Origin of the sequence: Halosimplex halophilum (genome assembly GCF_004698125.1) — an archaeon.
GTDB classification, from domain to species: Archaea; Halobacteriota; Halobacteria; order Halobacteriales; family Haloarculaceae; genus Halosimplex; species Halosimplex halophilum.
On record NZ_ML214297.1, the window covers coordinates 310,363 to 335,579 of the forward strand.

Consider the following 25,217-nt stretch of genomic DNA (forward strand, 5'->3'; position numbering starts at 1 on the left):
GTACGCGCCCGACCGTCGCCGGTCACCCCTCGGCCGACTCGTCTAGGTACGTCCGGAGACACGCGCGGTGGACCCACCGCTCGGTCATCACGCCGGGCCGCTCCGGATCCGCCGCTCGCAGGACCGCGTACTCCTCGCCCTCGGGCGGGACCACGCCCTCCTCGATCGGGATCGACTCGCCGCAGACCGAACACTCCTCGTCGGCGTCCGGCGGCGTCGCGAGCGCGTCCTCGACGATATCGTCCACGTCGGAACGATACGGTCGACCCGGGAAAAAGCTACGGCGGGGAGTCGCTCCGCCGAAAAGCGACGCCGGGCGATCGCGACTCGCGGGCGAAAGCGTGCGAAGTCGACCGGAGCCCGGTCGACGTGCGCAGCGACGGCCGAAAAGCGGGGCGCCGGTTCAGGGGTGCCGGCTCAGTGGTCGGCGTCTTCGTAGACCCAGGGCTCGTCGGCGCGGTCGTACTCGACGAGCTCGTCCTCGTCGAAGAACAGCTCGATCTCGCGTTCGTTGGCGCCCTCGTCCTCGTGGTCCGAGCCGTGGATGACGTTCTGGCTCAGGTCGAGGCCGTAGTCGCCCCGGATGGTGCCGGGGGCGGCCTCGGCGGGGTCGGTCGCGCCCATCATCCGGCGGACCTGCCGGGTCGCGTCGGCGCCCTCCCAGACCATCGCCATCACCGGACCGCTGGTGATAAAGTCGACGAGGTCCTCGAAGAACGGCTTGTCCTCGTGCTCGCCGTAGTGCTGCTCGGCGAGCTCGCGGTCGATCCGCATGAACTTCGCGCCGACGAGCTTCAGCCCGCGCTCCTCGAGGCGGGTGATGATCTCGCCGGTGAGCCCGCGCTGGACGGCGTCGGGCTTGGCCATCACGAACGTCCGCTCGTCGTGGTGGCTCATCGTGCCTCGGCCTCCTCCTCGTCGGTGTCGCCCTCGTCGGACTCCTCGTCCGCGTCCGCGTCGCCCTCGTCGGACTCGGCGTCCTCGTCGGTCCCCTCGGCTTCGACTTCCTCGGGGTCGGCGGCGCCGGCCTCGACGGCCTCGTCGGCCTCGACGTCTTCGAGGTCCTCGTCGGTGTCACCGGGCGCGTCGACGTCCTGGCCCTGGTCCTCGATGTCGGTCGGGCGCTCGTCGGCGGCCGGCTCGGACTCCTCGTCCTCGCTCTCGGCTTCTTCCTCCTCGCCGGCCCACTCGAGATCGCGGGACTCGCGGCCGAGGTTGGCGTTCTTCTCGCACTTCGAGGAGCAGTAGTGGATGGTCGAGCCGTTGGTGCGGACGAACATGGTGCCCGTCCCGGGCTCGATGTCGGTGCCGCAGTAGTCGCATTCGCGCGTTCGTGGCATTATTGGCCCCCGATCTGGTCGGCCTCGCGCGCGGTCTCGCGGAGCTGGAGCACGTCGCCCTCCCGGACCGGCCCGAGGACGTTTCGCGTGATGATGCGGCCCTGGTTCTCGCCGCCGCGGATCCGGCACTTGACCTGCATGGCCTCGCCGTGCATCCCCGTGCGGCCCACGACTTCGATGACTTCGGCGGCCGTGGAACCGCCGTCTCCGTCGGATTCTTCAGCAGACATACCGGGTCACCTACCGGAGTTCCTCGACCTTGCCGGCGATGTCGTCGACGTCGCCCTGGGCGTCGCCCGCGTCGACGATGGCGGCCGCGGCGCTGCCGACCTCGAGGCCGGCCGCGTGGCCCACGTCGTCCTGCGTGCCGATGAAGACGAACGGGATGTCCTTCTCGTCGGCCAGCTCGGGCAGGTGCATGACGATCTCCTCGGGCTGGACGTCCTCGGCGACGAAGACGAGCTCGGCGTTGCCGCGCTCGACGGCCTTGGTCGTCTCGTTGGTTCCCTTCTTCACGGTGCCTGTGTCTCGTGCGACCTCGAGGGCCTCGAGGGCGTCGTCCTCGAGGTCCGCGGGCACGTCGAAATCTACGTATACTGGCATTTGTGGATCACCTCCCGCGCGTGGGCTCGCGCTCCCCCGCCGGTCCGGGCCGGGCCCGGGCGCCGCGAGAAAATCGCGGCGGAATATCCTGAGAGGCTAGGAGCATCATCAACCCCGCACGGGCTGTACACCCATCTGGCAGAGGAGTACTAAAAGCCCTTTCGAAGACGAACCCGCGTGCGAGCAGCCTGCACACGACACGCCCGCTCGCGCCCGTCGTCTGGCAGATCCTCGACACACTCCTCGGCCGGGGTCGCGCTCGGTGCGACCGGCCGTTCGGGACCGTCGGTCCCCGCCGGGTACCGCCTCGCGGCCGACCGGCGGCCGGTCCGATCGGCGGTTCTTTGCCCCTCGACGGCCGACCGGGAGGTATGACCGTCGGTCGCGTCGCGAGCGCGCTCCGCGAGGAGGCCCGCGCCACCAACGAGCGACGGCTGCTCGTCCTTTCGGGAGAGGGGGACACCACGCGCGAAGCCGCCGAGCGGGCGCTCGACGCGGCCGACATCGACTCGCGAGACGTGACCTACCTCGGCGACGCCGAGGGAACGCCCTGGGAGCGGGTCCCGCCGGCCCGTGCGGGCGACCTGCTCGGGACAACCCGCGGCGCGCTCGTGGTGGACTGCCACGAGGCGTGTCGTCCCAACGCCCTCGGGCGATCGGTGGGGGCCGTCGACGGCGGCGGCCTCCTTGTCCTCTGTACCCCGCCGCTCGACGCCTGGCCCGACCGCCGCGACGCATTCGACGAGACGCTGGCCGTCCCGCCGTTCGAGGTGTCGGACGTGGCCGGCAACTTCCGGCGCCGGCTGGTCGAGTTGCTCCGCGCCCACCCCGGGGTCGCCGTCGTCGACGTGGGCGACGGAGCAGGGGACCCGACCGTCGAGCGCGACGGGCTGACCGACCCCGCGCCGCGCCGCCCGCCCGACCCGCCGGCGGTCCCCGACGACCCCGCGTTCCCGGCGGCCGTCTACGAGCGGTGCCGGACCGACGATCAGGTGACGGCCGTCGAATCCCTAGAGGCGCTCGCCGAGCCCGGCAACGCCGTCGTCATCGAGGCCGACCGCGGGCGCGGGAAGTCCAGCGCCGCCGGCCTCGCCGCGGGCGCGCTCGCGCTCGACGGGCGGGACGTGCTCGTGACCGCGCCGCAGTACCGGAGTGCGGCGGCGGTCTTCGCCCGCGCCCGCGAGGTGCTGGTCGATGCGGGGGCCCTCGCCGGCGACCCCGACGAGTCCGGTCCGAAACTGCTGACGGTCGAAGGTGACGGCAGCGCCGATACCGACGGTTCGGCCGGCCGCGTCCGCTTCGAGAAACCGACCGACGCGGCCGAGTTGCCGGACGACCCCGACGCCGTCGTGGTCGACGAGGCCGCGGCGCTGCCCGTGCGGCTGCTCGAACGGTTCCTCGACGCGCCGGCGGCGGCGTTCACCACGACGGTCCACGGCTACGAGGGCGCCGGCCGGGGGTTCTCCGTCCGGTTCCGCGACCGCCTGGCCGACAGCGACTTCGAGGTGACGGACGCCTCGATGACCGACCCGATCCGCTACGCCGCCGGCGACCCCGTGGAGGTGTGGGCCTTCCGCGCGCTCCTGCTCGACGCCAGCCCCGCCGTCGACCCGCTCGTGGAAGGCGCCGGCGTCGGGGCGAACGAGGGCGAGAGCGCCGACTCGCTCGCCTACCGCGCGTTCGACGCCGCCGACCTGCTGGCCGACGAGCACCTGCTCCGGGAGGTCTTCGGGCTGCTCGTCGCCGCCCACTACCGCACGGAGCCGTCGGACCTGGCCCGCCTGCTCGACGCGCCGAACGTGGCCGTCCGCGCGCTCACCCACGGGGGCCACGTCGTCTCGGTCGCGCTGCTGGCCCGCGAGGGGGACCTCCCCGCGGACCTGCGGGCGCGCATGTACGAGGGCGGCCGGGTGCGGGGGAACATGATCCCCGACGTGCTGACGAGCCAGTTGCGCGACGAGCGGGCGGGGATCCCGGAGGGGCTGCGCGTGCTCCGGATCGCGACCCACCACGCCGTCCGCTCGCGCGGCCTCGGCTCGCGGCTGCTCGCCGAGATACGGGGGGAGTTCGCCGACGACGTGGACTGGCTGGGCACCGGCTACGGGGCGACGCCGGAACTCCTGGCCTTCTGGCAGCGGAACGGCTACGCGACCGTCCACCTCTCGACGACGCGCAACGACGCCAGCGGCGAGTACTCCGCCGTGATGCTCGACCCCGCGAGCGACGCCGGCCGGGAGCTGGCCGACCGCCACTCGCGGTGGTTCGTCGACCGCGTCGGCGCGATGCTGTCGGACCCGCTGGACGACATGGACCCGGACGTGGTGCGGGCGGCGCTGCGCAGTGTGGATGCGACGCCGGACCTCGACCTCTCCGAGTGGGAGTGGCGCCTGCTCGCCGGAACGGTCGGCGGCGCCGGTATCTTCGACACCTCGCCGCGGCCGCTCCGGCGGCTGACCGTCCGCTACCTGACCGAGGCCGGTCCCACCGGCGACGGCGGCGAGGACGACGACCCGAACGGGGCGCTGCTCGACCCCCGCCAGGAGCGCCTGCTGGTCCGGAAGGCGCTGCAGGGACACCCGTGGGGTGCAGTCGCCGACGAGTTGGGTTTCCACTCCCACGGGCAGTGCATGCGGGCGCTCGGGGCGGCGACCCGACCGCTGCTTTCACGGTTCGGCGGGTCGAAGGTCGCGGCGGAACTGGAGCGATTCGAATGATGCAACTCCCCGCGCTGGAAGCCCTCCCCGTCGACCTGTTCGTGATCGTCGCGTTCGTCCTGCTGGTCGGCGGCGTCGTCGGCAGCGTCACCCCGCTGGTCCCCGGCGGGATCCTCTCGCTGGCCGGCGTCGTCGTCTACTGGTGGGGCAGCGGCTTCGCCGAGCCGAACGTCTTCGTCCTCTCGGGGCTGCTGTTCGTCGCCCTGGTCGCCATCGCGACGGACTGGCTCGCCGGCGCCGTCTCCGCGAAGGCCGGCGGCGCCTCGACCCGGACGACCGTCGTCGCCACCGCCGTCGGCCTCGTCGGCCTCGTGTGGGGCCCGATCGGCTTCCTCCTCGGGACCGCCGGGACCGTTTTCCTCATGGAACTGGCCGACGGCGGCGAACTCGAGGGGAGCGCCCGCGCCGCCGGGGTGACCCTGCTCGGGATGCTCACCTCCAGCGTCCTCCAGGTGCTGCTGACCGCCGGCGTCCTCGTCGCGATGGTCGGCGTCTTCCTGCTCTGACCCGGCGGCCGTCTGCCGTGAGCCGCCGGGCGCCCCCGCGTCCGGGGGTTGTGCGTTGAATTCCGTCGAGAAGAGCGTTCAGAACTGGTAGCGCCGGTCGTCGGGGTCGCCGGACTGGGGGAACTGGTCGGCGCCGGTCATCTCGTCGAAGGTCATCCCGGAGAGGTACTCGTCGTAGGTCACGTCGTACTCGGTGCGGAGGTGGAAGTCGAGGTTGCCGGTCTCGACGGCGCTCCGAAACAGCATGTGGATGCCCCTGCGGACGAGTTCGTCGGGGTCGTCGGTGTCCAGCGCGGCCAGCAGCATGGCGAGCTCGTTGCGCGTCTCGCGGTCCGTCTCGACGGACAGCCGCTCGTCGAGGTCGCTGTACTCGCCCTGTACGTCGTCCTGCAGATCGTCGAGGCTCATACACTCAGCCAGGCGGGGCCGTCGCAAACACCTTACGCTCCCGGGATAGGGGCGGTCAACCGGGACACACCAGCCGGGACGGACCGCGAGCGGTCAGGGGTACACTTCGACGGCGTCGGGGCGGACGACGAACGTGCGGTCCCAGAGGTCGGCGACGAGGACGAAGTCCCCGGACCTCTCGTTCGCCCGGCTGTGGGCGGTCAGGCTGTCGAGCGCGCCCGCGTCGATCTGGTCGTACAGCTGCGGGTCGGCCTCGTCGAGGTCGACGTGGGCGCGTCTGGCGGCCCTGAGGAGCGCGTCGGTCGCCTCCTCGTCGTCGTCGACGGCGGTGCGTGCGATGGGGGTGTCCCCGGGAATCCGGCTCGTCGCGTCCATACCGGACACGGCGGGCGCCACCCCCCTAAACCGGGGTCGTCGCTAGCCCGAGTTCACCCGATTTCAGGTAGTTTTAACCGCGGGACAGCGGTCGGGACCGGGAAAGATGGCCGCCCTCGGGGGAACGCCGTGGACGACCGGGACCGCGGTCCGTGCTCCCGGGGCGGTATCGGCCGGTTCAGCGCTCGGCGACTCGCGCGGGTACCCCGTCGGCCGGCTGGGTCGTCATCTGCGGGTCGAGTTCGAGGTCGGCGAGCGGTTCGAGCCGGTAGCGCCGCCCGATCGTCGCGAGCGCGAGTCGGGCCTCCAGGGCCGCGAACCGCCGGCCGATGCAGTCCCGGGGCCCCGCGCCGAACGGGACGAACGCGTACCCCTTCGACTGCGGGTCCGCGTCGCGCCAGCGCGACGGCCGGAACGCCCCGGGGTCGTCGTAGAAGCGCTCGTCGCGGTGGATCGAGACGACCGAGAGGTGGGTCGTCGTCCCCTCGGGGACCCGGTAGCCGTCGACGGACACGTCCCGGGCGGTCACCCGAGGGATCGTGTGGACCGGCGGGTAGAGCCGCAGCGTCTCCAGGAAGACGCGCTCGGTCACGTCGAGGTCCCGGAGGTCGTCGAACGAGGGGCGGTCGGCGTCGGGCCCCGTGCCGAGCACGTCGTCGAGTTCGGCGTGGAACCGCTCGCGGGCTTCGGGGTGGGTGCCCAGCAGGTGGAGGGCGTAGGTCATCGCCAGCGCGGTCGTGTCGTGGCCGGCGAAGATGAAGCCGGCCACCTGGTCGGCGATCTCCGCGTCGGAGAGCTCGGCGTCGCCGCGCTCGCGGAGCGCCACGAGCGTCGAGAGCAGGTCCTCGCCGACGGACTCGTCGTCGGCCGCGACAGCCGCCTCCCGCTCGGCGAGCAGCCGACGCGCCTCGGCGTCGAGGGTCTCACGGGCGCGGGCGAACCGGCGGCGGGCCGGCGTCGGCACCCACTCCGGGAGCGCCCACGAGGTGGGCTTGAACCAGAGGTTCAGGTCCGAGGCGGCCCGCCGGATCTCCTCGTCGCCGTCGAGGTCCAGCCGGCGGTCGAACAGCGTCGCGAAGAGGTTCTCCAGCGCGAGCGCCCGCAGCTCGTCGTGCAGCGAGACGCGGTCGCCGTCGGCCCAGCGGTCGACCCGGCGTTCGGTCAGCGCGGCCATCTCCTCGGCGTAGCCGCGGACCTTCCCGGGGTAGAAGAACTCCCGGACGGCGTCGTGCTGGCGCTCCCACTGGTCGCCCTCGACCGACAGGAGGTTCTGCCCGAACGCGACCGTGAACACCTCGCCCTTGGCGAAGGCGTCGCGGTCGGTCACCAGGGCGCGCTCGACGTGGTCCGGGTGGGCCAGCACGCAGAGGTCGCCCTCGCCGAGGACGCGGGCCAGCAGGCAGTCGCCGGCGCGGTCGGTCGCCCAGTCGACGAACGCGAACGGGTCGCGGGCGTAGCGGTGCGTGTGCCCGACGACGGGCAACCCCGGCGGTGACGGCGGCCCGTCGCCTGCCGGCCCAGGGCCGCGCGACTCGGTCGGGTCGGCCGACTCGGCCCTCCCCTCTCCCCGGTCCTCGCCGGCGTCGCTCATACCTGCCGGTGGCGAGCCCCCCGGAGGAAAACCTGTCGCAGGGCCGTCGGCCGGCCCCCCGCTCGCGGTGGGGGCTTCCGCGAGGCGACGTTTTATCCCCGCAGTCGCCATGGGTGGCCCATGGACGTTCTCATCATCGGCGGCACCGGGCTGATAAGCACCGGCATCGCGCGCCAGGCGGTCGACGCCGGCCACGACGTGACCGCGTTCCACCGCGGCGAGACCGACGCGGACCTGCCCGACGCGGTCGCCCACGTCCACGGCGACCGCAACGACGACGACCGACTGGCCGAGGTGGCCGAGGCGGTCGACCCCGAGGTCGTCGTCGACATGGTGTGTTTCTCGCCGGAGCAGGCCCGGAGCGCCGTCGAGGCCTTCGCGGGCGTCGAGCAGTTCGTCTTCTGCTCGACGGTCGACGTGTACCACCGGCCGCTGGACGCCAACCCCGCGACCGAGGACGCCCCGCGCGAACCGCCGGTCAGCGACTACGGGGCCGACAAGGCCGAGTGCGAGGACGTCTTCTTCGACGCCCACGGGGACGCCTTCGCGACGACGGTGATCCGGCCGTGGAGCACCTACGGGGAGGGCGGCCCGGTCATCCACACGATGGGCTGGGGCACCTACTACCTCGACCGCGTGCGGAAGGGCGAGCCTATCGTCGTCCACGGCGACGGCGCGACGCTGTGGGGCCCCTGCCACCGCGACGACGTGGCCGCCGCGTTCGTGAACGCCGTCGGCAACGAGACCGCCTACGGCGAGGCCTACCACGTCACCAGCGAGGAGGTCATCTCCTGGAACCAGTACCACGAGTACGTCGCCGACGCGATGGACGCGCCGGAACCGGACCTCGTCTACGTCCCGACCGACAAGCTCGTGGAGGCGGTCCCGGACCGGACGGACCCGCTACTCGACCACTTCCAGTACTCGACGGTGTTCGACAACAGCAAGGCGAGACGGGACCTGGACTTCGAGTACACCATCTCGTTCCGCGAGGGCGTCGAGCGGACCATCGACGACCTGCAGCGGCGCGACGCCATCGACGACTACGACAGCGAGAACGACGGCGAGATCGTCGACGCCTGGCGCGACTCCACGCGGTCGTTCGTCGAGGCGTTCGACGGCTGAACGGCGGGGACCGGCGGATATCGGGAGTGGTCGAGCTTCGGGGCGGTCGAGCCGTCAATCGATGTCGTACCGGACGATCTCCTCCGAGCCGCAGGCGCCGCAGACGGACGTGTCGGCGTCGACGGTGGTCCCGCAGCGCCGACACTCGGCGACGACGGTCCCGGGCTCGGCGCGTGTGACGAGCGAGGCGAACAGTCCCACGGCGATCACTCCGGATGCACCGGCTTCTCGCAGTTCGGACACTCGGCGAACAGCTTCGGCCAGTCGCCCTCCGAGTCGTAGCGGATCAGCAGGTTCGCCGACGGGATCATCACCTCGCAGTTCGGACACGCGCCGAGCGTCTCCCCCCGAAGTTCTCGGTCCTCTGTCCCGGCCATGTTCCGGGGTATCATCCCCCCATCCGTTGTTATATCCCGTATAACACCGGGAACGTGAGGGATTATCCCGTGCCTACGGGGATAGGCGGCGGTTACTCGACGGCGACGACTTCGACCTCGAAGGTCAGCCGTTCGCCGGCGAGCTCGTGGTTGAAGTCGACGGTGACCGCCTCGTCGTCGGCGTCGACGACCTCGCCCGGCAGTCCCTCCTCGGTCTGGATCTCCAGCCCCTCCTCGATCTCGCGGCCGCCGAGCATCTCCGCGAACTCGTCGGCGTCGTACTCGACGACGCGGTCGTCGGTGCGCTCGCCGTACGCCTGTTCGGGCTCGATCTCGACGGTGTCCTCCTCGCCGGCCGCCATGCCGACGAGGCCGTCTTCGAGCCCCTCGATGATGCGGCCCGAGCCGATCTCGACGGTCAGCGGCTGGTAGTCGCGGCCGGGCTGGTCCTCGGCCAGCCCCTCCTCCTCCGCGACGGACTCCAGCGACGTGTCGAAGACGCTGCCGTCGTCCAGTCGCCCCGTGTACTCGATCGTTACCGTGTCGCCCGTGGAAATAGCCATACCGTCCGAAGCGGTGGCCGACGGATAAGCCTGCGGTCTGAGCCGCGGAGCGGGACCCACCGCCGCAAGCGGTCGAGGGCGGCCATCGGAGTCCGAGCGCCCGCCGTCACGCCTCCCCGTGACCGCCCAGGAGCCGGTCGACCGCGAGCACGAGCGCGGCGACGAGGAGCCAGAAGGTCGGGACGGCCGCGAGCAGTACGACCCAGTGCGGTACCGGGGGCGACGCCCCGACCCCGTGGAGCGGGCACCAGTGGAGCGGAGCCGAGAGGACGTACGAGCGGACCATCGTTGCGCTGGCGGTCGACGTTTCGGAGGCGGTTCAGACGCGGTCGTCCGCGTCGTCGCGGTCTCGCGTCCCGGTTCTATAGACGTAGTACCCGGCGGCGACGAACAGGAGGCTGACCGCGATCCAGTGAGGGTTGTACCGACCGCCGAGTGACAACGGTCGGCCGCCCGACCCCATGGGCCGATGGAGGCCCAGGACCGCGTGGTTGACGACGGCGTCGAACACGTCGAACGCGCCGAGCCCGACGACCGCGGCGCCGACCAGCGGTCGCACGGCCAGCGGGGCGTCCGTCCGCCGTTCGGACCGCCAGAGGAGCCCCGCCCCGACCCCCGCGACGGTGAGCATCCCGAGCGAGAACAGCCCGTCCGCGAGGACGTTCGTCCGGAGACCGGCCAGCGTGTCCATCGGGTAGATCCCGGAGAGGAGATAGTGCCACTGCAGGACGTGGTGCAGGACGAGCACGTCGATCAGCCCGCTGAAGCCGAACCCGAACACGCCCGCCGCGAGGAGCGCTCGCCGGGGCGGCGACCGTCGCGACCGGTCGGCGGCCGCGGTCGTCCGTTCGCTCACTGTGCGTCGGGTTCGCCCGCGACGCGGAAACGTCTGGTTGCGACTTGATCGGGAGTTACTCGACCGCCACCTCGCTTACGCGTTCGTCTCGTACAGCTCGCCGTCGTCGTACCGCGCCTCGAAGATGCGGTCGAACTGGTCGTCGGAGATGGACACGTCGATGGCGCCCATGTTCTCGTCCAGTTGCTCCACGGTTCGGGCGCCGACGATGGGCACGCAGTCGAACTCCCGCTGGTCCATCAGCCACCGGAGCGCGACCTGCGCGGGCGAGGCGTCGACCTCGTCGGCCACCTCGCGCACCGCGTCGAGGACGTGCCAGCCGCGCTCGGAGACGTACCAGTCCTCGAACATCGGGTCCAGATCCGCGCGGGTCCCCTCGTCGGCGTCGAGGTCGTAGGTGCCGTCGCCGACGCGCTCGTACTTGCCGGTGAGGAAGCCGCCGGCCAGCGGCGAGTACGGGCAGACCGCGAGGTTCTGGTCGGCGCAGACATCCAGGTACTCGGCCACGTCCTCGTAGTAGGCGGCGTGGAACAGGGGCTGGGTGACGGAGAAGGCCTCGTAGTTGTTCACGTCGGCCTGCCACAGGCCCTTGGTGAGCTTCCAGGCGTCACAGGTCGAGATGCCGACGTAGTGGACCTTCCCCTCCGAGATCAGGTCGTCGACGGCCCGCAAGGTCCGTTCGATGGGCGTCTCGTCGTCGAAGCGGTGCAGGTAGAGGATGTCCAGGTAGTCCGTGCCCAGTCGGTCGAGCGAGCCCTCGACCTCCGCCTTGACGTTCTTCTTCGAGAGGTTCTCCTGGAACCGCGAGACCGTGGACCAGAAGCACTTCGAGGCGACGACGTAGTCCTCGCGGTCGCGCTCGTCGAGCCACTCGCCGATCCAGCGCTCGGAGTCGCCGCCGCCGTAGCCGTTGGCGGTGTCGATGAAGTTCCCCCCGCGGTCGGCGTAGGCGTCGAGGAGTTCGTGGGCCTCCTCGCGGCCCGTCTCGACGACGCCGTCGTGTTCCTTGCCGAACCGCCACGTCCCGAAACAGACGGGCGAGACCTGCAGGCCGGTCTCCCCGAGTCGTCTGTACTCCATACCGGCCGATAGGGCGCCGCTCGCTTAGTGGTTGGTTTCGCGGAACCGCGGGAGCCGTCGAACCCTGCCGGTGGCCGACAGGCGCCGAGAACCGGGCTAAAGCGGCCAGCACGCGCCGGGTCCGACCTTTTCCGGCGGCCGGCCCAACGGGGGGGTATGCGGTTCCTGCAGCTGTCGGTGCCCCGGGAGCGCCGCGAGGCGGTGCTGGCGGTCCTCGACGGGCACGACCTGGGGTACACCGTCGCCGAGGGCGACGGGGCGAAGGAGGGCCACGCCCTCGTCTCCGTCGTCGTCCCCGCCGACGCTGTCGAGCGCGTCCTCGACGACCTCGGGGAGGCCGGCTACGACAGGGACACCTACACGGTCTCCATCGAGGCGGAGTTCGCGAGCTTCGAGGGCATCGACGCGGTGCAGTCCCACTGGGCGGAGACGCCCAACCGGATCGCCCCGCGGACGCTCCGGTCGAAGGCCAGGGACATGCGACCGAACACGCGGTCGTACGTGTGGCTGATGTTCCTGAGTACTGTCATCGCCACCGCGGGGCTGCTCATCGGCTCGCCGGCCGTCCTCGTCGGCTCGATGGTGCTGGCGCCGCTGGTGGCCCCGATGCTCGCCGCGAGCATCGGCGCGGTCCGCAACGACCGGGCGATGGTCGCCGACAGCCTCCGCCAGCAGGCGGTCGGCCTCGGCGTCGCCGTCCTCGGGGCGGTCGCCGCGAGCCTGCTGATCAGGTACCTTGCCATCGTCTCGGTGACGCTCGACGTGACGACGGTCGACCTGTTCGCGGTGCGGCTCTCGCCGGGCCTGCTGTCGGTGGTCGTCGGCCTCGCCGCCGGCGCGGCCGGCGCCTTCGGGCTGACGACGAAGGGCAACGTCAGCATCGTCGGCGTGATGGTCGCCGCCGCCCTGGTCCCGACGGCCGCGGTCGTGGGGATCGGCGTCGCATGGGGCGCCGCGAGCGTCGCCGTCGGCGCGCTCGTGTTGCTCGGGCTGACCATTGTCGCCGTCAACGTCGGCGGCTACCTCATGCTGCGCTACCTCGGCTACCACCCCGAGGAGGCCGGCGGACCGCTCCTCGACCCGGAGTCGGCCGCCGAGACGGCCCGGTTCGCCGCGACCGTCGTCGCGGTCGTCGCCGTCGTCGCGGTCGTCCTCGCCGGCTCGGTCCAGCACGTCCGCTACGAGTACGCCGTCACGCAGGCGACCTCCGACGTGATCACCGACGACGAGTACGGCCAGCTGTCGCTCCGCGGCGTCACCGTCCAGTACGCCGGGATCAGCCCCGTCGAGACCCCCACGACCGTCTCGGTCGGCCTCACCCGCGTCTCCGACGAGTCGTACCCGTCGCTCCCGAACGAACTCGCCCGGCAGATCTCGGACCGGACCGGCGAGGACGTGACCGTCCTCGTCACCTACACCGACTACGAGCGGTCGAACGCCACCGGGTCCGCGTCGGGGACAGATCCGGCCGGAACCACGGCGGGAGCGGGTGCGACGAGCCTCGCCCGCCCGGCGGTCACCGGGTGAGCGGTCACTCGCTCTCGTCGCTTTCCCCGTCGTCCGCTTCGTCGTCTTCGTCCATCCGTTCGGTCTGTTCGACCGGGTCGATGTCCCCCTCGCCGCCACCGTACTGGTTCGTGTCCTGCTCTGCGTCCTCCTCCGCGTCCTCGGAGTCGTCGTGCGCTTCCTCGTCTGCCATGGGCCGAGTTCGGCGCCGACGCGCAAAAGGGGCGGACTTGCCGTCGCAGGCGCGATTCACTCCACGCCGGCGCCGGTCGGCGCGTCCGGGAGTTCGACGGGGTCGCTGTCGATGCCGAGTTCCTCCAGCGCCTGTTCGAGGTGCTCGGCCTCGGCGTACTCGGCGCCGTCGGCGACGCGGATCCGCTGGACGGTCGCCAGCACCTCGCCGCGGCGGTCGTCGGGGATGTCGTACTTGTCGGTCGCCAGTTCGATGGTCAGCCCGTTGTGGTCGCGGGTGTACAGCGAGTGGAAGATCCCCCGGTCGAACTCGTTGTAGCCGTGGCCGAACTCATCCAGGGCGCGCTTCACGTCGGCGAAGCGCTCGGGGTCGATGCTGAACGAGAGGTGGTGAACCGACCCGATCTGGTGGCGCAGCGGCGCCGACGACGACTCGCGGTCGTCTTTCACGAAGAACGTGAGGATGCGGCCGTCCCCCGTGTCGAAGAACAGGTGCGTCGAGTCGGGGTCGTCGAGGTTGGGCTGGCGGAGCACCAGCGGCATTCCGAGCAGGTCGCGGTAGAACTCGATCGTGTCCGCCTCGTTGCTGCCAATGAGCGTGATGTGGTCGGTGCCGGTCGTGTGGAACGGGCTCTCCGGGGGCTCGGCCGTGATCTCGGGTCCGCTGTCCTCTGACATACCCCGCCGTAGGGGCGAGAGCCCCATAGGTCCCCCGCCGACGATGATCCGTTCGGCCCGCCCCGCTCCCACCCCGTGACCGATAGATTGATAATCGATTACCGGGGCGGTACGACCAACGTACCCCGGGTAGATGACGCCTATCGACATCGTCGCGGCCGCCGCCGTGCTCGTCCTCGCGGTCAGTCTCGGACTCGTCGCGCACGAACTCGCCCACGCGGCCGTCCTGCGCGCGGCGGGCGTGGCCTACCGGATCGACTGGTTCCCCGGCGACGACACCGGGGTGCTCGGCGCGGGCCTGCGCGGGCGCTGGGCCGCGGTCAGGCCGCGCGCGACCGCCGAGACGCCCGCCTGGGTCCTGCGGTGCTCGGCGGTGATGCCGCTCGCGCTCGCCGCGCCGCTCGCGCTCGTCCCGCTCGGCTTCGTCCCCGACCCGTTCGCCGGCGAGGGGGTCGCCCGCTTCGCCGCCGCCGGCTGGATGGCCTGCGCGCTGCCGAGCCCGCAGGACTTCTCCGTGCTGTGGTACGCCGACGCCGCCGTCCCGGCCGCGAGCGACGAGGGACCGGTCGACGGGTCGTCCGCGGCGTGACCGCCGTGGACGTGCCGACCTGCCGACGGCGCGCGACCGGTAGGCCCGCGGTACTCGGCGATCTCACGTCGCCTCCACGGCGCCCAGTCGATAGGCGCCTGTTTCCTTTTTCCGTGGCTCCCCTATCGGGGGGACCGATGGCAGACCCCGACAGAGACGCCGAGGCCGAGCCCGTGACGGATCCGCGGTTCGACAACTGGCCGGTCAGGCGCTACGACGCCTACGAGGTCAGCGACGAGCGAGAGACGCCGGCGACCGAGGAGGGCGAGCCCGAGCGGACGGACGACGTGGAGTGGATCGGTATGGCGCCCTCCGGCGCCGGCTCCGACAGCGCGTACGTCTACGAGCCGGAGAACGACACGGTCCACGAGGGTCGGTTCGACCGGGAGAGCGGACGGGTCGTCCTCGACGAGGACGGCGAGCGCCGCGAACTCGACGAGGAGGAGACGCTGGGCGACCACCTCGTCGACATCGGCGAGGACCACGACTGGGGCTGGCTCTCGTCGTTCGCCCGCGAGCACATGGACACGCCCGACCACGACCCCGACGACCCGACTGCCGGCCACCACCTGCCGCCCGGCTTCGACCACGAGGCGACGGAGTTCCAGCAGCGCAACCTCGCGGACTCCGCGGACGTGGACGCCGCGTTCTTCGGTTCGCACACCTTCGCCGACGACACCGACCGGGTCCACGTCCTCGAACGCGAGTTCGGCGTCACCGCCGAGGGGGCCGACGGCGCGGACGCGCACGTCGAGGAACGGTACCTCGTCGCCGCGGAGCCCCGCGAGGAGGACCGGGCCGGCGACGCCGACCTCGTCGAGGAGCGCGAGTACGACCTCGCCCTCGATGTCGACCCCGACGAAGGGACGTGGGTCAACGAGTCGGAGGGACTCCTCCGGGAGTGGCACCGGCGCCACCTCGCCCCGCCCGAGCGCGAGGAACACCGCCGCGTCGACCGCCGACCGGCCGAACCGGGCGACGTCGCCGACTGACCGTTCGATCTGCCACCCGGCCGACCCGGCGAAATCCGGCCGCGACCCCAAGTCCGGGGCGGTCCTATCGACCAGGGTGCCCGACGGAATCGTCATCCAGGCGCTCGACGAGGCGGTCCGCGCGGCCGTGCCGCCGTGGCTGGTGCCGTTCTTCCTCGGGGTCACCAGGCTCGGCAACGTCGGCGTCTTCCTGGTCGCGTTCGCCCTGGACCACTGGTTCGTCGACCGCGAGCGCGGCGCCCACGCGATCGGGGTCGTCGTCGCCGGGATGGCGGTCCTGACCGCGCTGAAGTACGCCTTCGCCGCGCCGCGGCCGCCGGCGTCGGTCAACCTGATCCCGACCGGCGGCCACAGCTTCCCGAGCGGCCACGCGATGGGCGCGACCGTCGCCTACGGCACGCTCGCCGTCGACCTCGACGCCGGGTCGGACCGCCTCCGCTACGGCGCGGCGGCCGTCCTCGTCGGCCTCGTGGCGCTCTCGAGGGTGGTCCTCGGCGTCCACTTCGTCAGGGACGTGTTCGCCGGAGTGGCCTTCGGCGTCGCCTTCCTCCTGGTCGCCTTCGCGCTGACCGGCCGTGACCCGCGCCGGGGGTTCCTGCTGGCCGCCGGTGCCTCCGTCGTCGCGCTCCTCGTCAGCGAGTTTAGCTACGACGCCGTGGGCCTGCTCGGGCTGGCGCTCGGCGCGGCGGCCGTCTGGGAGGTCGTCGAACACGGTGGGACCGTCGAGCGACCGCTGTGGCGCCTCGCGCTGGTCGGCGGCGTCCTCCCCCTGCTCGCCGGGTTGGGCTACGTCGCCGTCGTCGTCGAGCCGTCGCCGGCCGTCGTCTTCGCCTGCGCCGTCGCGCTCGGCGCGGGCCTGATCGGTCCGCCGGCCGTCGTCTCGGCCGTTCGTGGCGAATCACGTCCCGGACCGTCGTCGCTCCGCTCGTGAGGGGAGCCGGCCGCAACCACCTCGGGCGACCGCTGGTAGCGCCTCTCGCGACTGCTGGCGGCGACCCCCGGCGACTGCCGGCAGGCGGGTTATGCGGCCGGACGGCCAACTTCGCGCGTCATGTCGCTGCTCGGTCGAGCGGTCGACCTGTACGGGTACGTCTTCCACCCGAGCACCGTCATCGGGCTCGGCGTCCTGCTGCTGATTCACTACGAGTGGGCCGGCCAGTCGGCCGACCGCTCCCTCCTCTGGAAGCGGTGGGGAGCCTTCGTCGGCGCCGGCGTGCTGGGGTTCGTCCCGACCCTCGCCTTCTTCGCCCTCCAGCGGGGCACGCTCTCGAAAGCGTTCTCGGGCAGTAGCTGGCAGCTGGACATGATGGTCGCCTCGGGCGTGGTCCTCGGGGCGGCGATCACCTGGGGCGTGTGGCGCCGCTACGACTGGGGGCGACTGGTGCCCGGCGGGATGGCGGCGCTGATCGCGGTCGTGCCGCCCTACGCCGCGCTCTCGCCGTTCTGGGACATCTCCGGTCACGTCATCTTCGCGCTCGCGCCGACGCTGTACCTCGCGCTGCTCGACCGGAAGTTCCTCCCGCTGCTCGCGATCCCCGTCGTCATGGTCCCGACCCGGGTGCTCGTCAACGCCCACAGCGCGCTGGAGTCGGTCGCCGGGTTCGTCGTCGCCGCGGCCATCGTCGTCGCCGTCTACCTCTGGCGGTCCCCGGGGAGCGAGCGCGAGGCGACGGCGGCGACGGCGCCCTGAGCGGGATGGCGGGCCGTGAAACTTACCGCCTGCGACTACCGGTCCCCGGCCCCGCTCACAGCGAGTACGCGACCCGTTCGCCGGTGTCGAGCCCGTTCCGGAGCGCGGCGTGCAGGCGCGCCTCGCCGCCCACCCAGTCGCCGAGCGCGTACAGGTCCGCGTCCGCGGCGTCGTCGACCGCGCCCCGTCGTACGCCCTCGTCGGGGAGCGCGTAGCGCCACCCCTGGTGGTCGGTCCACGCCGGGTCGGTCAACTGCTCGTCGTCCAGCACGTCCGCGGTCAGTTCCGCGAGGTCGGCCACGTTCTCCGCGGGGTCGTCGGCGTAGCGCTCGACCGACCACTCGGGGTTCGCCTGCACCACCAGCACCGACTCCCCGTCGGGGACGTGCCCGTCCTTGCACTCCTCGCGGGCGATCCAGCCGATCTCGTGGTCCCGACCGGGGTTGACCAGCGCGTAGTACGGTCGGTCGAGTTCGAACTCGTAGCCCAGGACCGCCGTCCAGATGGTGCGGTAGGGGACCGCCTCGGCAGCCTCGGCGAGGTCCCGTCGCGTCTCGCTGTCCCACTCGGCGTCCCGCAGCAACTCGGCGCTCTGCGGGGCCGGCGGGTTGAGGAGCAGGGCGTCGAACGGCCCCCACTCGTCGCCGTCGGTGTCGACGACGCGCCACTGCTCGCCGTCGCGGACCAGCGTCTCCGCCCGCGTCGAGTTGTGCACCGTCGCGTCGGTTTCGCCCAGCAGGCGTTTGGCGATCTGCGTGAGCCCCTGGCGGTAGCTCCACTTGTGCTCGTCGGCGTCGCGGCCCTCCGAGACCTGCCCGTCGGCGTCGAAGGTGTAGATCGGTTCGGTCACGTCGACGAGCCCCTCCGAGTCGAGCGTCTCGGTCAGGAGTTCGACGACGCGGTCGTCGTCGCTCTTGACGTAGTTGGCGCCGTAGTCGTAGGTCACGTCGCCGCGGCGGCGGGTGGCCGCCCGGCCGCAGACGCCGCGGGACTTCTCCAGGACCGTCACCTCGGCCGACGGGACCGTCCCGTCGAGCACGTACGTCGCGGCCGCGGCCGCCGCGCCCGCGCCGACGACTCCTATCCGTGTCATGGCGGTCGTTCGGACTCCTCCGACTAAACGGGTCGTATCTCCGGCGGCACGTCGGGGCTCAGTTCTCGACCAGCGGGACCGACAGTCCCCGTCCCTCGCGCTTGACCGTCGTCCCGAACTCGGCCGAGAGCGTCCGGACGCGCTCGCGGACCCACGCCGCCACGTCGCCGCTCGCTCGGCGGACCCGCTCGTCGACGATCTCGACGGGTGCGACGCGCAGGCGGTCCAGCCGACCGTCCTCGACGGCGAGTTCGACGCGGGCGCTCCGGTCGTTGTGGAGACCCTCCTTCACGACGTAGTCGTCCACGTAGTCGCCCAGATCGTAGAGGATCGGGCGGCCCTGGTAGACCTCGATCCCCTGGAGGACGTGGGCGCTGTGGCCGTGGACCACGTCGACGCCGCGGTCGACGAGCCAGCGGGCGAACCGCCGCTGGGTCGCCGATGGCCGGACCTCCCAGTTGGGTCCCCAGTGCAGCGACGCGACGACGAGGTCCGGGTCGCGGCGGTAGACGCTCTCCAGCATCGCCCCGACCCGCTCGCGCGTCTCCGGTCGTTCGGGGTCGAGTCGTAGCCACGCCGTCCCCGCGCTGTCGGAGTCGGCGCGGTAGGACCGGGACTGGTCGGTCAGCGCGACCACGCCAACGTCCAGGTCGCCCGCGGAGGCGACTGCCGGCTCGAACGCCGCCGCGCGGTCGCGGCCGGCCCCCGTCGCCGCGATCCCGGCGTCGGCGAGGTGGTCGACGGTGTCGGCCAGCGCCGTCGGCCCGAAGTCGAGCAGGTGGTTGTTCGCAAGCGACGCGAACGAGGTCCCGGCGGCCTCCAGCGCCGGGACCGCCCACGCCGGGTCGGCCCGGAAGTAGTACCCCCGGTTCGGCGTCCGCTCCCCGCGAGTCGAGAGCGCGCATTCGAGGTTCACGACGAGGCCGTCCAGCCCCCGGAGCGCCGGGAGCGTCGTGCCCCACACGCCGGCGGGGTCGCGGGTCGACCCCGCTGATTCGCTACCGGCCCAGCGCTCGTCGACGCTCCGGCCGAGCATCGCGTCGCCGACGAACCCGAACCAGGCGTCGGCGTCCCCGCGGACCGTCGCGGTCGGCGACCGTCGACTCCGCCGTCTGACGGCCCCGCCGAGTCCCGCCAGCGCGGTCACGGAGGCGGCCGACCCCGCGAGGACGGCCCGCCGGGACGAGGTCACGGTCGGTCGCCCCCCCTGGAGACGCATCAGTCGATGTGGATCGCGGGTTTGGCGGGTTCGGCCTTCCCGGCGAGGTCGTCGTCGGGGGTCGCGCGGCGCACCTCGATCTCCGCGCCGAACTCGTCGGCGAACAGCCAGCCGGCCGCCTCCAGCACGGCGAGTTCGCGCTCGGCGTCCAGCACCGGTTCGAGCGCGCCCGCACGGTCCGCGAGTTCGCCCAGGTACTCGGCGGCGCGGTCGCCGGCCTCGCCGACGGCGTCGTCGTCCAGCGCCGACCCGACGACCGCGTCGCCCGGGTCGGCCGTCCGGACGTGCTCGTAGGCGCGGTACTTCCAGTCCTCGGCGACGACGATCTCGATGGTCCCCGGGTCGTCGATGTCGACGACCTCGGTGATGTCACGCACGTCGTCCAGCGTCCGGTCGACCAGCCGTCGCTCTAGTTCGTAGTCCTCGATCTCCTCGGCCACCGCGGGCCACTCGGCCTCGACGACCATCCCCTCGGTGTCGAGCAGGTTCCACATCTCCTCGCCGAGGTACGGCGCCATCGGCGCGACGAACCGCGTCAGCGCGCCCAGCCCCCGCTCGTAGGTCGCCTCGTCGACGGGCCCGTACTCGGCGTAGCGGCGGAGCAGGCGGGCGAACCGCTGGATCTCGCTGACGACGCGGTGGAAGCGGAACCGCTCGTACTCCTCGGCGACGGCCGTGATCGTCCGGTCGATCTCGCGTTCGAGGTAGGCGTCCTGGGGCGCCGACGCCTCGCGGGTCGCCACGTCGTCCCGGTCGGCGACCATCGCGTAGAGGCGCTGCTGGAAGTCGTACACGTCGCCGACGGACTTGACCGTCCACTCGAAGTCCTGTGCGGGGTGGGCGGCCGAGAGGAGAAAGAGTCGAGTCGTCTCGGCGCCGTACTCGTGCGGTGCGATGGCGTTGCCCTTCGAGGAGGACATCTTCTCGCCGTCGTACAGCACCGTGCCCTGGTTGATCAGCCGCTCGACCGGCTCGCGCGTGTCGAGCAGGCCCAGGTCCGCGAGGGCGCGGGTGAAAAATCGGATGTAGAGCAGGTGCAGGATGGCGTGTTCCTCGCCGCCGACGTACACGTCGACGGGGAGCCAGTCGTTCGCGCGGTCGGTGTCGAACGGCGCCGAGTCCAGGTCCGGCGAGAGGAAGCGCAGGAAGTACCACGAGGAGTCGACGAACGTGTCCATCGTGTCCGTCTCGCGCTCGGCGGGGCCGCCACACTCCGGACACGCCACGGACTTCCACTCCTCGCTCTCCTCCAGGGGGTTGCCCGCGGTACGGACGTACGGCGGGAGTTCGACGGGCAGGTCCTCGTCGGGGACGGGGACGCGGCCGCACTCCTCGCAGTGGATCATCGGGATCGGCGTCCCCCAGTAGCGCTGCCGGGAGATGAGCCAGTCCCGGAGGCGGTACTCGACGGCCGACTCGACGCCCGGTTCGCCGAGCAGTCGCTCGCGGGCGGCTGAACTGGCCAGCCCGTCGTACTCGCCGCTGTTCGTAAGCATCCCGTCGTCGGTGTAGGGGGCGCCGGGCAGGTCCGTCCCGCTGCCGTCGACGGGTTCGACCGCCTGCTCGACCGGGAGGTCGTGGGCGTCGGCGAAGGCGTGGTCGCGCTCGTTGTGCGCCGGGACGCCCATCACGGCGCCGGTCCCCACGTCGTCGAGGACGTACGCCGCGACGTAGACCGGCAGTTCCTCGCCCGTTATCGGGTGCGTGGCGGTCAGACCCGTCTCGACGCCGGAGGTGCCGCCGGCGTCGGCGCCCGCGCTGGTCACGTCCTCGACGTAGGCGGCCACCTCGTCGTTCGTCTCCGCGACCGCACGCGCGAGGTCGTGGCCCGGCGAGAGCGCGACGAAGGTGGCGCCGTGAACCGTGTCGAGGCGAGTGGTGAACACGTCGACGCTGCCGATATCGGCGGCCTCACCGCTGCTGCCGTCCACGTCGAAGGTGACGTGGGCGCCCTCCTGGCGGCCGATCCAGTTACGCTGGATATCGCGGACGCTGTCGGGCCACCCGTCGAGGTCGTCGAGGCCCGCGTCGAGTTCCTCGGCGTAGTCGGTGATCGTGAAGAACCACTGGTCGAGTTCGCGCCGTTCGACCGGCGTCTCGCAGCGCCAGCAGACCCCCGCCGCGTGGGCGTGGTCGACGGCGCTCGATTCGGCCTCGGCGTCGTCCGGCCGTTCGACCTGCGCGTCGGCCAGGACCGTCTCGCAGTCCGGACACCAGTTGACGCGGGCGCCGGTGTACTCGACGAGGTCCTCCTCGTAGAACCGTTTGAACAGGTACTGGTTCCAGCGGTAGTACTCGGGGTCGCAGGTGGTGACCTCCCGCGACCAGTCGTAGCCGAAGCCCATCGTCTCCAGCTCCTCGCGCATCTGCTCGATGCAGGAGCGGGTCCACGACTCGGGGTCCGTGCCCCGCTCGTAGGCGGCGTTCTCGGCGGGGAGGCCGAAGGCGTCCCACCCCATCGGCTGGAGCACCTCGTCGCCCCGCAGCGAGCGGTAGCGGGCGTACGCGTCGGTGATCGCGTAGTTGCGGACGTGACCCATGTGGAGCGTGCCGGAGGTGTAGGGGAACATCCCGAGGACGTACGTCGGGTCCGCCGCGTCGTCGGCCACCTCGTAGACCCCTTCGGCGTCCCAGACGTACTGCCAGTACTCCTGCACCCGCGCGTGGTTGTACCGAGTCATCGACTGTTGGCGGACCTCCGTCCGCCGCCGTAATCACTGTTCCCCCACGGTGACGGGGTTTCGCTAGATCTGGGTCGCCGGCCGGTCGCGGGTTCCTGACGGACCACCGGGGGCGCTCGGGCACCACCGCCGGCACCCACATCCGTCTCCGACCCCAGGGATCGGTATGGCGATAGACACGGCGGTCCTCGTGGTCGGCGGCGGGGCGACCGGCGCGGGCGTCGCGCGCGACCTCTCGCTGCGCGGGTGCGACGTGACGCTCGTCGACCGCGGCGGTCTCGCGGACGGGACGACCGGTCGCTCGCACGGCCTGCTCCACAGCGGCGCGCGCTACGCCGAGGCCGACGAGACCGGCGCCGAGGAGTGCATCGCGGAGAACCGCGTCCTCCGGGACATCGCCGGTGCGGCCGTCGCCGACACCGGCGGGCTGTTCGTCCAGCTCGCCGAGGACGACCCCGAGTACTTCGACGCCAAGCGCGACGCCTGCGAGGCGGTCGGGATCCCCGTCGAGGTGGTCGACGGCGACGAGGCGCGGGCGGCCGTCCCCGACCTCGCGGAGAGCGTCGAGCGGGCGATGCGCGTCCCCGACGCCGTCGTCTCGCCGTCGCGGCTCGTGGCCGCCAACGCCCGCGACGCGGCCGACCGCGGCGCCTCGATCCACTACGACTCGCCCGTCGAGGGGATCCGGGTCGACGGCGGCGAGGTAACCGGCGTCGCAGTCGGCGGCGCGCTCGGCGAGACGGTCCGCCCGGAGGTGGTCGTCAACGCGACGGGCGCGTGGGCCGGCGAACTCGCGGCGATGGCGGGCGCGACCGTCGAGATGCGGCCGACCCGCGGGCTCATGGTGTCGGTCGACTACTCGACGCTCGGGACGGTCCTCAACCGGTGTCGCGAGCCGGGCGACGGCGACATCGTCGTCCCCCACGAGCGCGAGGCGGTGCTCGGGACGACGAGCGTCGCGGTCGACGACCCCGACGACTACGAGCGGGCCGACTGGGAGCGCGAGCGCGTCCGCGAGGAGTGCGCAGCGATGTGCCCGCCGCTTTCCGACGCCGCCCACGTCCGCGAGTGGTGGGGCGTGCGCCCGCTGTACGAGCCCGACGAGGCCGACCGCGGCGGCCGGGGCATCTCGCGGGGGTTCTTCCTGCTCGACGGCGCCGACGAGGGCGTCGGGAACCTCCTGTCGGTCGTCGGCGGGAAGCTGACCACCTACCGGCTGATGGCCGAGGCGACGGCCGACGCGGTCTGCGAGCGGCTCGGCGTCGACGAGCCCTGCCGCACCGCCGAGGAGACCCTGCCCGGCGCGGACGACCCCGACGCGCTCGACGGGTTCGTCGCCGACCTCGGCGGTCCGGGTCCCTCGGACAGCGACGTGGCTGGCCGGTAGGGGAACGTCGGCCGGCGACCGACGTTCCGCCGGTCAGTCGTCGTCGAACCAGCGGGCGGTCGAGTCGAGGTACTCGTCGCGGGGGCGGCCGGGCTCGAAGTTCGGGCGGGCGTACTCCCGGATGCGCGCGGCGGCGAAGGACGCGAGCACGCCGACCGAGACCAGGAAGAGCCAGCCGCCGACCGAGCCGGTGACCGCCGCGACCACGTCCGCGTCGTAGTACGCCGCCATCGCGGCCAGTCCCGCGCCGAACAGCACCGAATAGACCACCGCGGCCATGACGAGCCACGGACTGGTCGCCCGCAACTGCCGCCGGAAGCGTGTCGCCGAACGACCCATATTCGACGCTTGGAGTACTCCAGAAAAAGCCTTTCCTTCCCGTGGTTTGTGTTCCCAGACCCCGGGGAGATCGGTGGGGTCGAGTCGGCGGAGGTCACCCGCCGGAAGTGACACCGGGAAGATAGTACGGCGGCGATCCGGGCTCCGCGAGCGGGACCCCCGGACTGGCTGGCGGGGCGAGCCCCGTCCCGGCCGGGCGAACAGTCGGCGAACTTTTTACTTGTGGAATCTTAAGGGGTGGTATCGGGAATGTCACGGAACCAGACCGAACAGATGTTTCAGGACGACCTCGACTACTGTTACGACGCCGTCCAGGACGTGTCGCGGACGTTCGCGCTGACGGTCGCGGAGCTCGACGAGCCGATGTCGCGCGACATCTGTGTCGGCTACCTCCTCTGTCGGATCGCGGACACCATCGAGGACGCGGGGCACATCCCGCCGGCCGAACAGCGGACTCTGCTGGACCTCTACAACCGGGTGCTCGACCCCGACGACGACGCCACCGTCGCGGAGTTCAGGGCCGCGGTCGACGAGTGGATCCCCGAGAGCCCGAACGACGACTGGGAGGTCGTCGCCCAGTCGCCGCGGGTGTTCCGCGCGTTCGAGGGCCTCGACGACGACTCGCAGGCCGCCATCCGGCCGCCGGTGCGCGAACTCGTCAGCGGCATGGCGATGTTCGTCGAGCGCTACGCCGAACAGGGCGGGCTCCGGCTGCAGACGTTCGGCGAACTGGAGGAGTACTGCTGGTACGCCGCCGGGACCGTCGGGACGCTCGTGACGGGGCTGCTCTCGCGCAACGTCGACGACTCCGTCAGCGAGACGCTGCACAACAACGCCCGCTCGTTCGCCATGCTCCTCCAGCTGGTCAACGTCTCGAAGGACGTGGCCACCGACTTCGAGGAGGAGAACAACGTCTACATCCCCCAGGAGCTGCTCGAGGACCAGCAGCTCGACACCGAGGACATCCGTCAGGAGGACGGCGAGGAGTTCGTCCCCGTCATCCGCCGGGTCGTCGACCGCGCCGAGGGGTATCTCGACGGCGCCCAGACCTGGCTGGAGGCCATGCCGGAGATCCGCGGCAACACCCTCTCCGCGTGGGCGATCCCCTTCCTCCTGGCCGTCGGCACGCTGCGCGAACTCGAGGAGCGCCCCGAGGACGTGATCGAGGAGGGCGACGTGAAGGTCTCCCGCTCGGAGGTGACGACGCTGTTCGCGATGTTCTCCGGCGACGAGAACCCCTCGGTCGACGAACTGCGCTCGAAGATCCGCCAGCAACCGCTCGACGAGTACTGACTCCGGGCCCCGAGGATCTC

At 71.8% G+C, this 25,217-nt stretch carries 30 protein-coding genes; 10 read left to right on the forward strand and 20 right to left on the reverse strand.

Annotated elements, in window-relative coordinates; translation table 11 throughout:
• Positions 1-22: 22 nt before the first annotated feature.
• The 5 genes from E3328_RS01695 to rpl7ae form a co-directional block, all read right to left on the reverse strand.
• The gene (locus E3328_RS01695) at positions 23-247 is read right to left on the reverse strand and encodes a hypothetical protein (protein WP_135362898.1); all 225 of its coding nucleotides are present in this window, start codon (positions 245-247) and stop codon (positions 23-25) included.
• 170 nt (positions 248-417) lie between these two features.
• Positions 418-897, reverse strand: coding sequence for a nucleoside-diphosphate kinase (ndk, locus tag E3328_RS01700; protein WP_135362899.1), 480 nt, complete (start codon positions 895-897; stop codon positions 418-420).
• Complete coding sequence (locus E3328_RS01705; RefSeq protein ID WP_135362900.1) at positions 894-1,340, reverse strand: 50S ribosomal protein L24e; 447 nt, start codon at positions 1,338-1,340, stop codon at positions 894-896. Before E3328_RS01705 ends, ndk begins: the two co-directional genes overlap by 4 nt.
• Entirely contained in the window at positions 1,340-1,570 is a 231-nt protein-coding gene (locus tag E3328_RS01710; protein WP_135362901.1) for a 30S ribosomal protein S28e, read from the reverse strand. Before E3328_RS01710 ends, E3328_RS01705 begins: the two co-directional genes overlap by 1 nt.
• 10 nt (positions 1,571-1,580) lie before the next feature.
• The gene (rpl7ae, locus tag E3328_RS01715) at positions 1,581-1,943 is read right to left on the reverse strand and encodes a 50S ribosomal protein L7Ae (RefSeq protein WP_135362902.1); all 363 of its coding nucleotides are present in this window, start codon (positions 1,941-1,943) and stop codon (positions 1,581-1,583) included.
• A 371-nt stretch (positions 1,944-2,314) separates the two neighbouring features.
• On the opposite strand from rpl7ae, the gene tmcA reads away from it, so the two are divergent.
• Complete coding sequence (gene tmcA, locus E3328_RS01720) at positions 2,315-4,657, forward strand: tRNA(Met) cytidine acetyltransferase TmcA (protein WP_135362903.1); 2,343 nt, start codon at positions 2,315-2,317, stop codon at positions 4,655-4,657.
• Entirely contained in the window at positions 4,657-5,163 is a 507-nt protein-coding gene (locus E3328_RS01725) for a DUF456 domain-containing protein (RefSeq protein WP_135364645.1), read from the forward strand. Before tmcA ends, E3328_RS01725 begins: the two co-directional genes overlap by 1 nt.
• A gap of 78 nt (positions 5,164-5,241) precedes the next feature.
• On the opposite strand, the gene E3328_RS01730 is transcribed toward E3328_RS01725, so the two are convergent.
• The 3 genes from E3328_RS01730 to E3328_RS01740 all read right to left on the reverse strand — a co-directional run bounded on the left by E3328_RS01730 (position 5,242) and on the right by E3328_RS01740 (position 7,537).
• A complete protein-coding gene (locus E3328_RS01730) occupies positions 5,242-5,571 on the reverse strand; it encodes a ribbon-helix-helix protein (RefSeq protein ID WP_135362904.1) in 330 nt (109 codons plus the stop codon).
• 93 nt (positions 5,572-5,664) lie between these two features.
• Complete coding sequence (locus E3328_RS01735) at positions 5,665-5,946, reverse strand: HalOD1 output domain-containing protein (RefSeq protein ID WP_135362905.1); 282 nt, start codon at positions 5,944-5,946, stop codon at positions 5,665-5,667.
• 178 nt (positions 5,947-6,124) lie between these two features.
• On the reverse strand, positions 6,125-7,537 hold the full coding sequence (locus E3328_RS01740) for a cytochrome P450 (protein WP_135362906.1): 1,413 nt from the start codon (positions 7,535-7,537) through the stop codon (positions 6,125-6,127).
• A 120-nt stretch (positions 7,538-7,657) separates the two neighbouring features.
• Here E3328_RS01740 and E3328_RS01745 point away from each other — a divergent pair, with 120 nt between their 5' ends.
• Positions 7,658-8,662 (forward strand): NAD-dependent epimerase/dehydratase family protein, encoded by a 1,005-nt coding sequence (locus E3328_RS01745; RefSeq protein ID WP_135362907.1) that lies wholly within the window; start codon positions 7,658-7,660, stop codon positions 8,660-8,662.
• A gap of 54 nt (positions 8,663-8,716) precedes the next feature.
• On the opposite strand, the gene E3328_RS21665 is transcribed toward E3328_RS01745, so the two are convergent.
• The 6 genes from E3328_RS21665 to E3328_RS01765 form a co-directional block, all read right to left on the reverse strand.
• Positions 8,717-8,863 carry a hypothetical protein gene (locus E3328_RS21665; RefSeq protein WP_167837252.1) on the reverse strand — a complete coding sequence of 49 codons (147 nt, stop codon included), beginning with the start codon at positions 8,861-8,863 and terminating at the stop codon, positions 8,717-8,719.
• Positions 8,864-8,868: 5 nt separating this feature from the next.
• Positions 8,869-9,039, reverse strand: a complete 171-nt coding sequence (locus tag E3328_RS21670; RefSeq protein WP_167837266.1) for a DUF7837 family putative zinc-binding protein — start codon at positions 9,037-9,039, stop codon at positions 8,869-8,871.
• A 92-nt stretch (positions 9,040-9,131) separates the two neighbouring features.
• Positions 9,132-9,602, reverse strand: a complete 471-nt coding sequence (locus E3328_RS01750; protein WP_135362908.1) for an FKBP-type peptidyl-prolyl cis-trans isomerase — start codon at positions 9,600-9,602, stop codon at positions 9,132-9,134.
• A gap of 106 nt (positions 9,603-9,708) precedes the next feature.
• Entirely contained in the window at positions 9,709-9,888 is a 180-nt protein-coding gene (locus tag E3328_RS01755; protein ID WP_135362909.1) for a hypothetical protein, read from the reverse strand.
• A 33-nt stretch (positions 9,889-9,921) separates the two neighbouring features.
• Positions 9,922-10,383 (reverse strand): DUF2243 domain-containing protein, encoded by a 462-nt coding sequence (locus E3328_RS01760; RefSeq protein ID WP_135364646.1) that lies wholly within the window; start codon positions 10,381-10,383, stop codon positions 9,922-9,924.
• Between the two features lie 150 nt (positions 10,384-10,533).
• On the reverse strand, positions 10,534-11,538 hold the full coding sequence (locus E3328_RS01765) for an aldo/keto reductase (protein WP_135362910.1): 1,005 nt from the start codon (positions 11,536-11,538) through the stop codon (positions 10,534-10,536).
• 156 nt (positions 11,539-11,694) lie between these two features.
• Between E3328_RS01765 and E3328_RS01770 the strand changes: the two genes are divergently transcribed.
• Positions 11,695-13,065 carry a DUF389 domain-containing protein gene (locus tag E3328_RS01770; protein WP_135362911.1) on the forward strand — a complete coding sequence of 457 codons (1,371 nt, stop codon included), beginning with the start codon at positions 11,695-11,697 and terminating at the stop codon, positions 13,063-13,065.
• A 4-nt stretch (positions 13,066-13,069) separates the two neighbouring features.
• On the opposite strand, the gene E3328_RS21675 is transcribed toward E3328_RS01770, so the two are convergent.
• Complete coding sequence (locus E3328_RS21675; RefSeq protein WP_167837267.1) at positions 13,070-13,237, reverse strand: hypothetical protein; 168 nt, start codon at positions 13,235-13,237, stop codon at positions 13,070-13,072.
• Between the two features lie 56 nt (positions 13,238-13,293).
• A complete protein-coding gene (locus E3328_RS01775; protein WP_135362912.1) occupies positions 13,294-13,914 on the reverse strand; it encodes a VOC family protein in 621 nt (206 codons plus the stop codon).
• Positions 13,915-14,047: 133 nt separating this feature from the next.
• Between E3328_RS01775 and E3328_RS01780 the strand changes: the two genes are divergently transcribed.
• The 4 genes from E3328_RS01780 (at position 14,048) to E3328_RS01790 (ending at position 17,185) form a co-directional block, all read left to right on the forward strand.
• Positions 14,048-14,503, forward strand: a complete 456-nt coding sequence (locus E3328_RS01780; RefSeq protein WP_135362913.1) for a hypothetical protein — start codon at positions 14,048-14,050, stop codon at positions 14,501-14,503.
• Between the two features lie 137 nt (positions 14,504-14,640).
• Positions 14,641-15,495 carry a hypothetical protein gene (locus E3328_RS21680; RefSeq protein WP_167837268.1) on the forward strand — a complete coding sequence of 285 codons (855 nt, stop codon included), beginning with the start codon at positions 14,641-14,643 and terminating at the stop codon, positions 15,493-15,495.
• Positions 15,496-15,571: 76 nt separating this feature from the next.
• Positions 15,572-16,426, forward strand: a complete 855-nt coding sequence (locus E3328_RS01785) for a phosphatase PAP2 family protein (RefSeq protein ID WP_167837269.1) — start codon at positions 15,572-15,574, stop codon at positions 16,424-16,426.
• Between the two features lie 120 nt (positions 16,427-16,546).
• Positions 16,547-17,185, forward strand: a complete 639-nt coding sequence (locus E3328_RS01790) for a phosphoesterase (RefSeq protein ID WP_135362915.1) — start codon at positions 16,547-16,549, stop codon at positions 17,183-17,185.
• A 55-nt stretch (positions 17,186-17,240) separates the two neighbouring features.
• On the opposite strand, the gene E3328_RS01795 is transcribed toward E3328_RS01790, so the two are convergent.
• From E3328_RS01795 to leuS, 3 genes are read right to left on the reverse strand one after another with little or no spacing between them, the layout of a single operon-like run.
• A complete protein-coding gene (locus E3328_RS01795; RefSeq protein WP_135362916.1) occupies positions 17,241-18,278 on the reverse strand; it encodes an NAD(P)/FAD-dependent oxidoreductase in 1,038 nt (345 codons plus the stop codon).
• A gap of 58 nt (positions 18,279-18,336) precedes the next feature.
• The gene (locus tag E3328_RS01800) at positions 18,337-19,470 is read right to left on the reverse strand and encodes a CapA family protein (RefSeq protein ID WP_135362917.1); all 1,134 of its coding nucleotides are present in this window, start codon (positions 19,468-19,470) and stop codon (positions 18,337-18,339) included.
• Between the two features lie 26 nt (positions 19,471-19,496).
• Positions 19,497-22,178 carry a leucine--tRNA ligase gene (gene leuS / locus E3328_RS01805; RefSeq protein ID WP_135362918.1) on the reverse strand — a complete coding sequence of 894 codons (2,682 nt, stop codon included), beginning with the start codon at positions 22,176-22,178 and terminating at the stop codon, positions 19,497-19,499.
• A 166-nt stretch (positions 22,179-22,344) separates the two neighbouring features.
• Between leuS and E3328_RS01810 the strand changes: the two genes are divergently transcribed.
• Positions 22,345-23,565, forward strand: coding sequence for an FAD-dependent oxidoreductase (locus E3328_RS01810; RefSeq protein ID WP_135362919.1), 1,221 nt, complete (start codon positions 22,345-22,347; stop codon positions 23,563-23,565).
• 33 nt (positions 23,566-23,598) lie between these two features.
• On the opposite strand, the gene E3328_RS01815 is transcribed toward E3328_RS01810, so the two are convergent.
• Positions 23,599-23,904 (reverse strand): hypothetical protein, encoded by a 306-nt coding sequence (locus E3328_RS01815; protein ID WP_135362920.1) that lies wholly within the window; start codon positions 23,902-23,904, stop codon positions 23,599-23,601.
• 249 nt (positions 23,905-24,153) lie between these two features.
• Here E3328_RS01815 and E3328_RS01820 point away from each other — a divergent pair, with 249 nt between their 5' ends.
• Positions 24,154-25,197 carry a phytoene/squalene synthase family protein gene (locus E3328_RS01820; protein WP_135362921.1) on the forward strand — a complete coding sequence of 348 codons (1,044 nt, stop codon included), beginning with the start codon at positions 24,154-24,156 and terminating at the stop codon, positions 25,195-25,197.
• Positions 25,198-25,217: the final 20 nt, after the last annotated feature.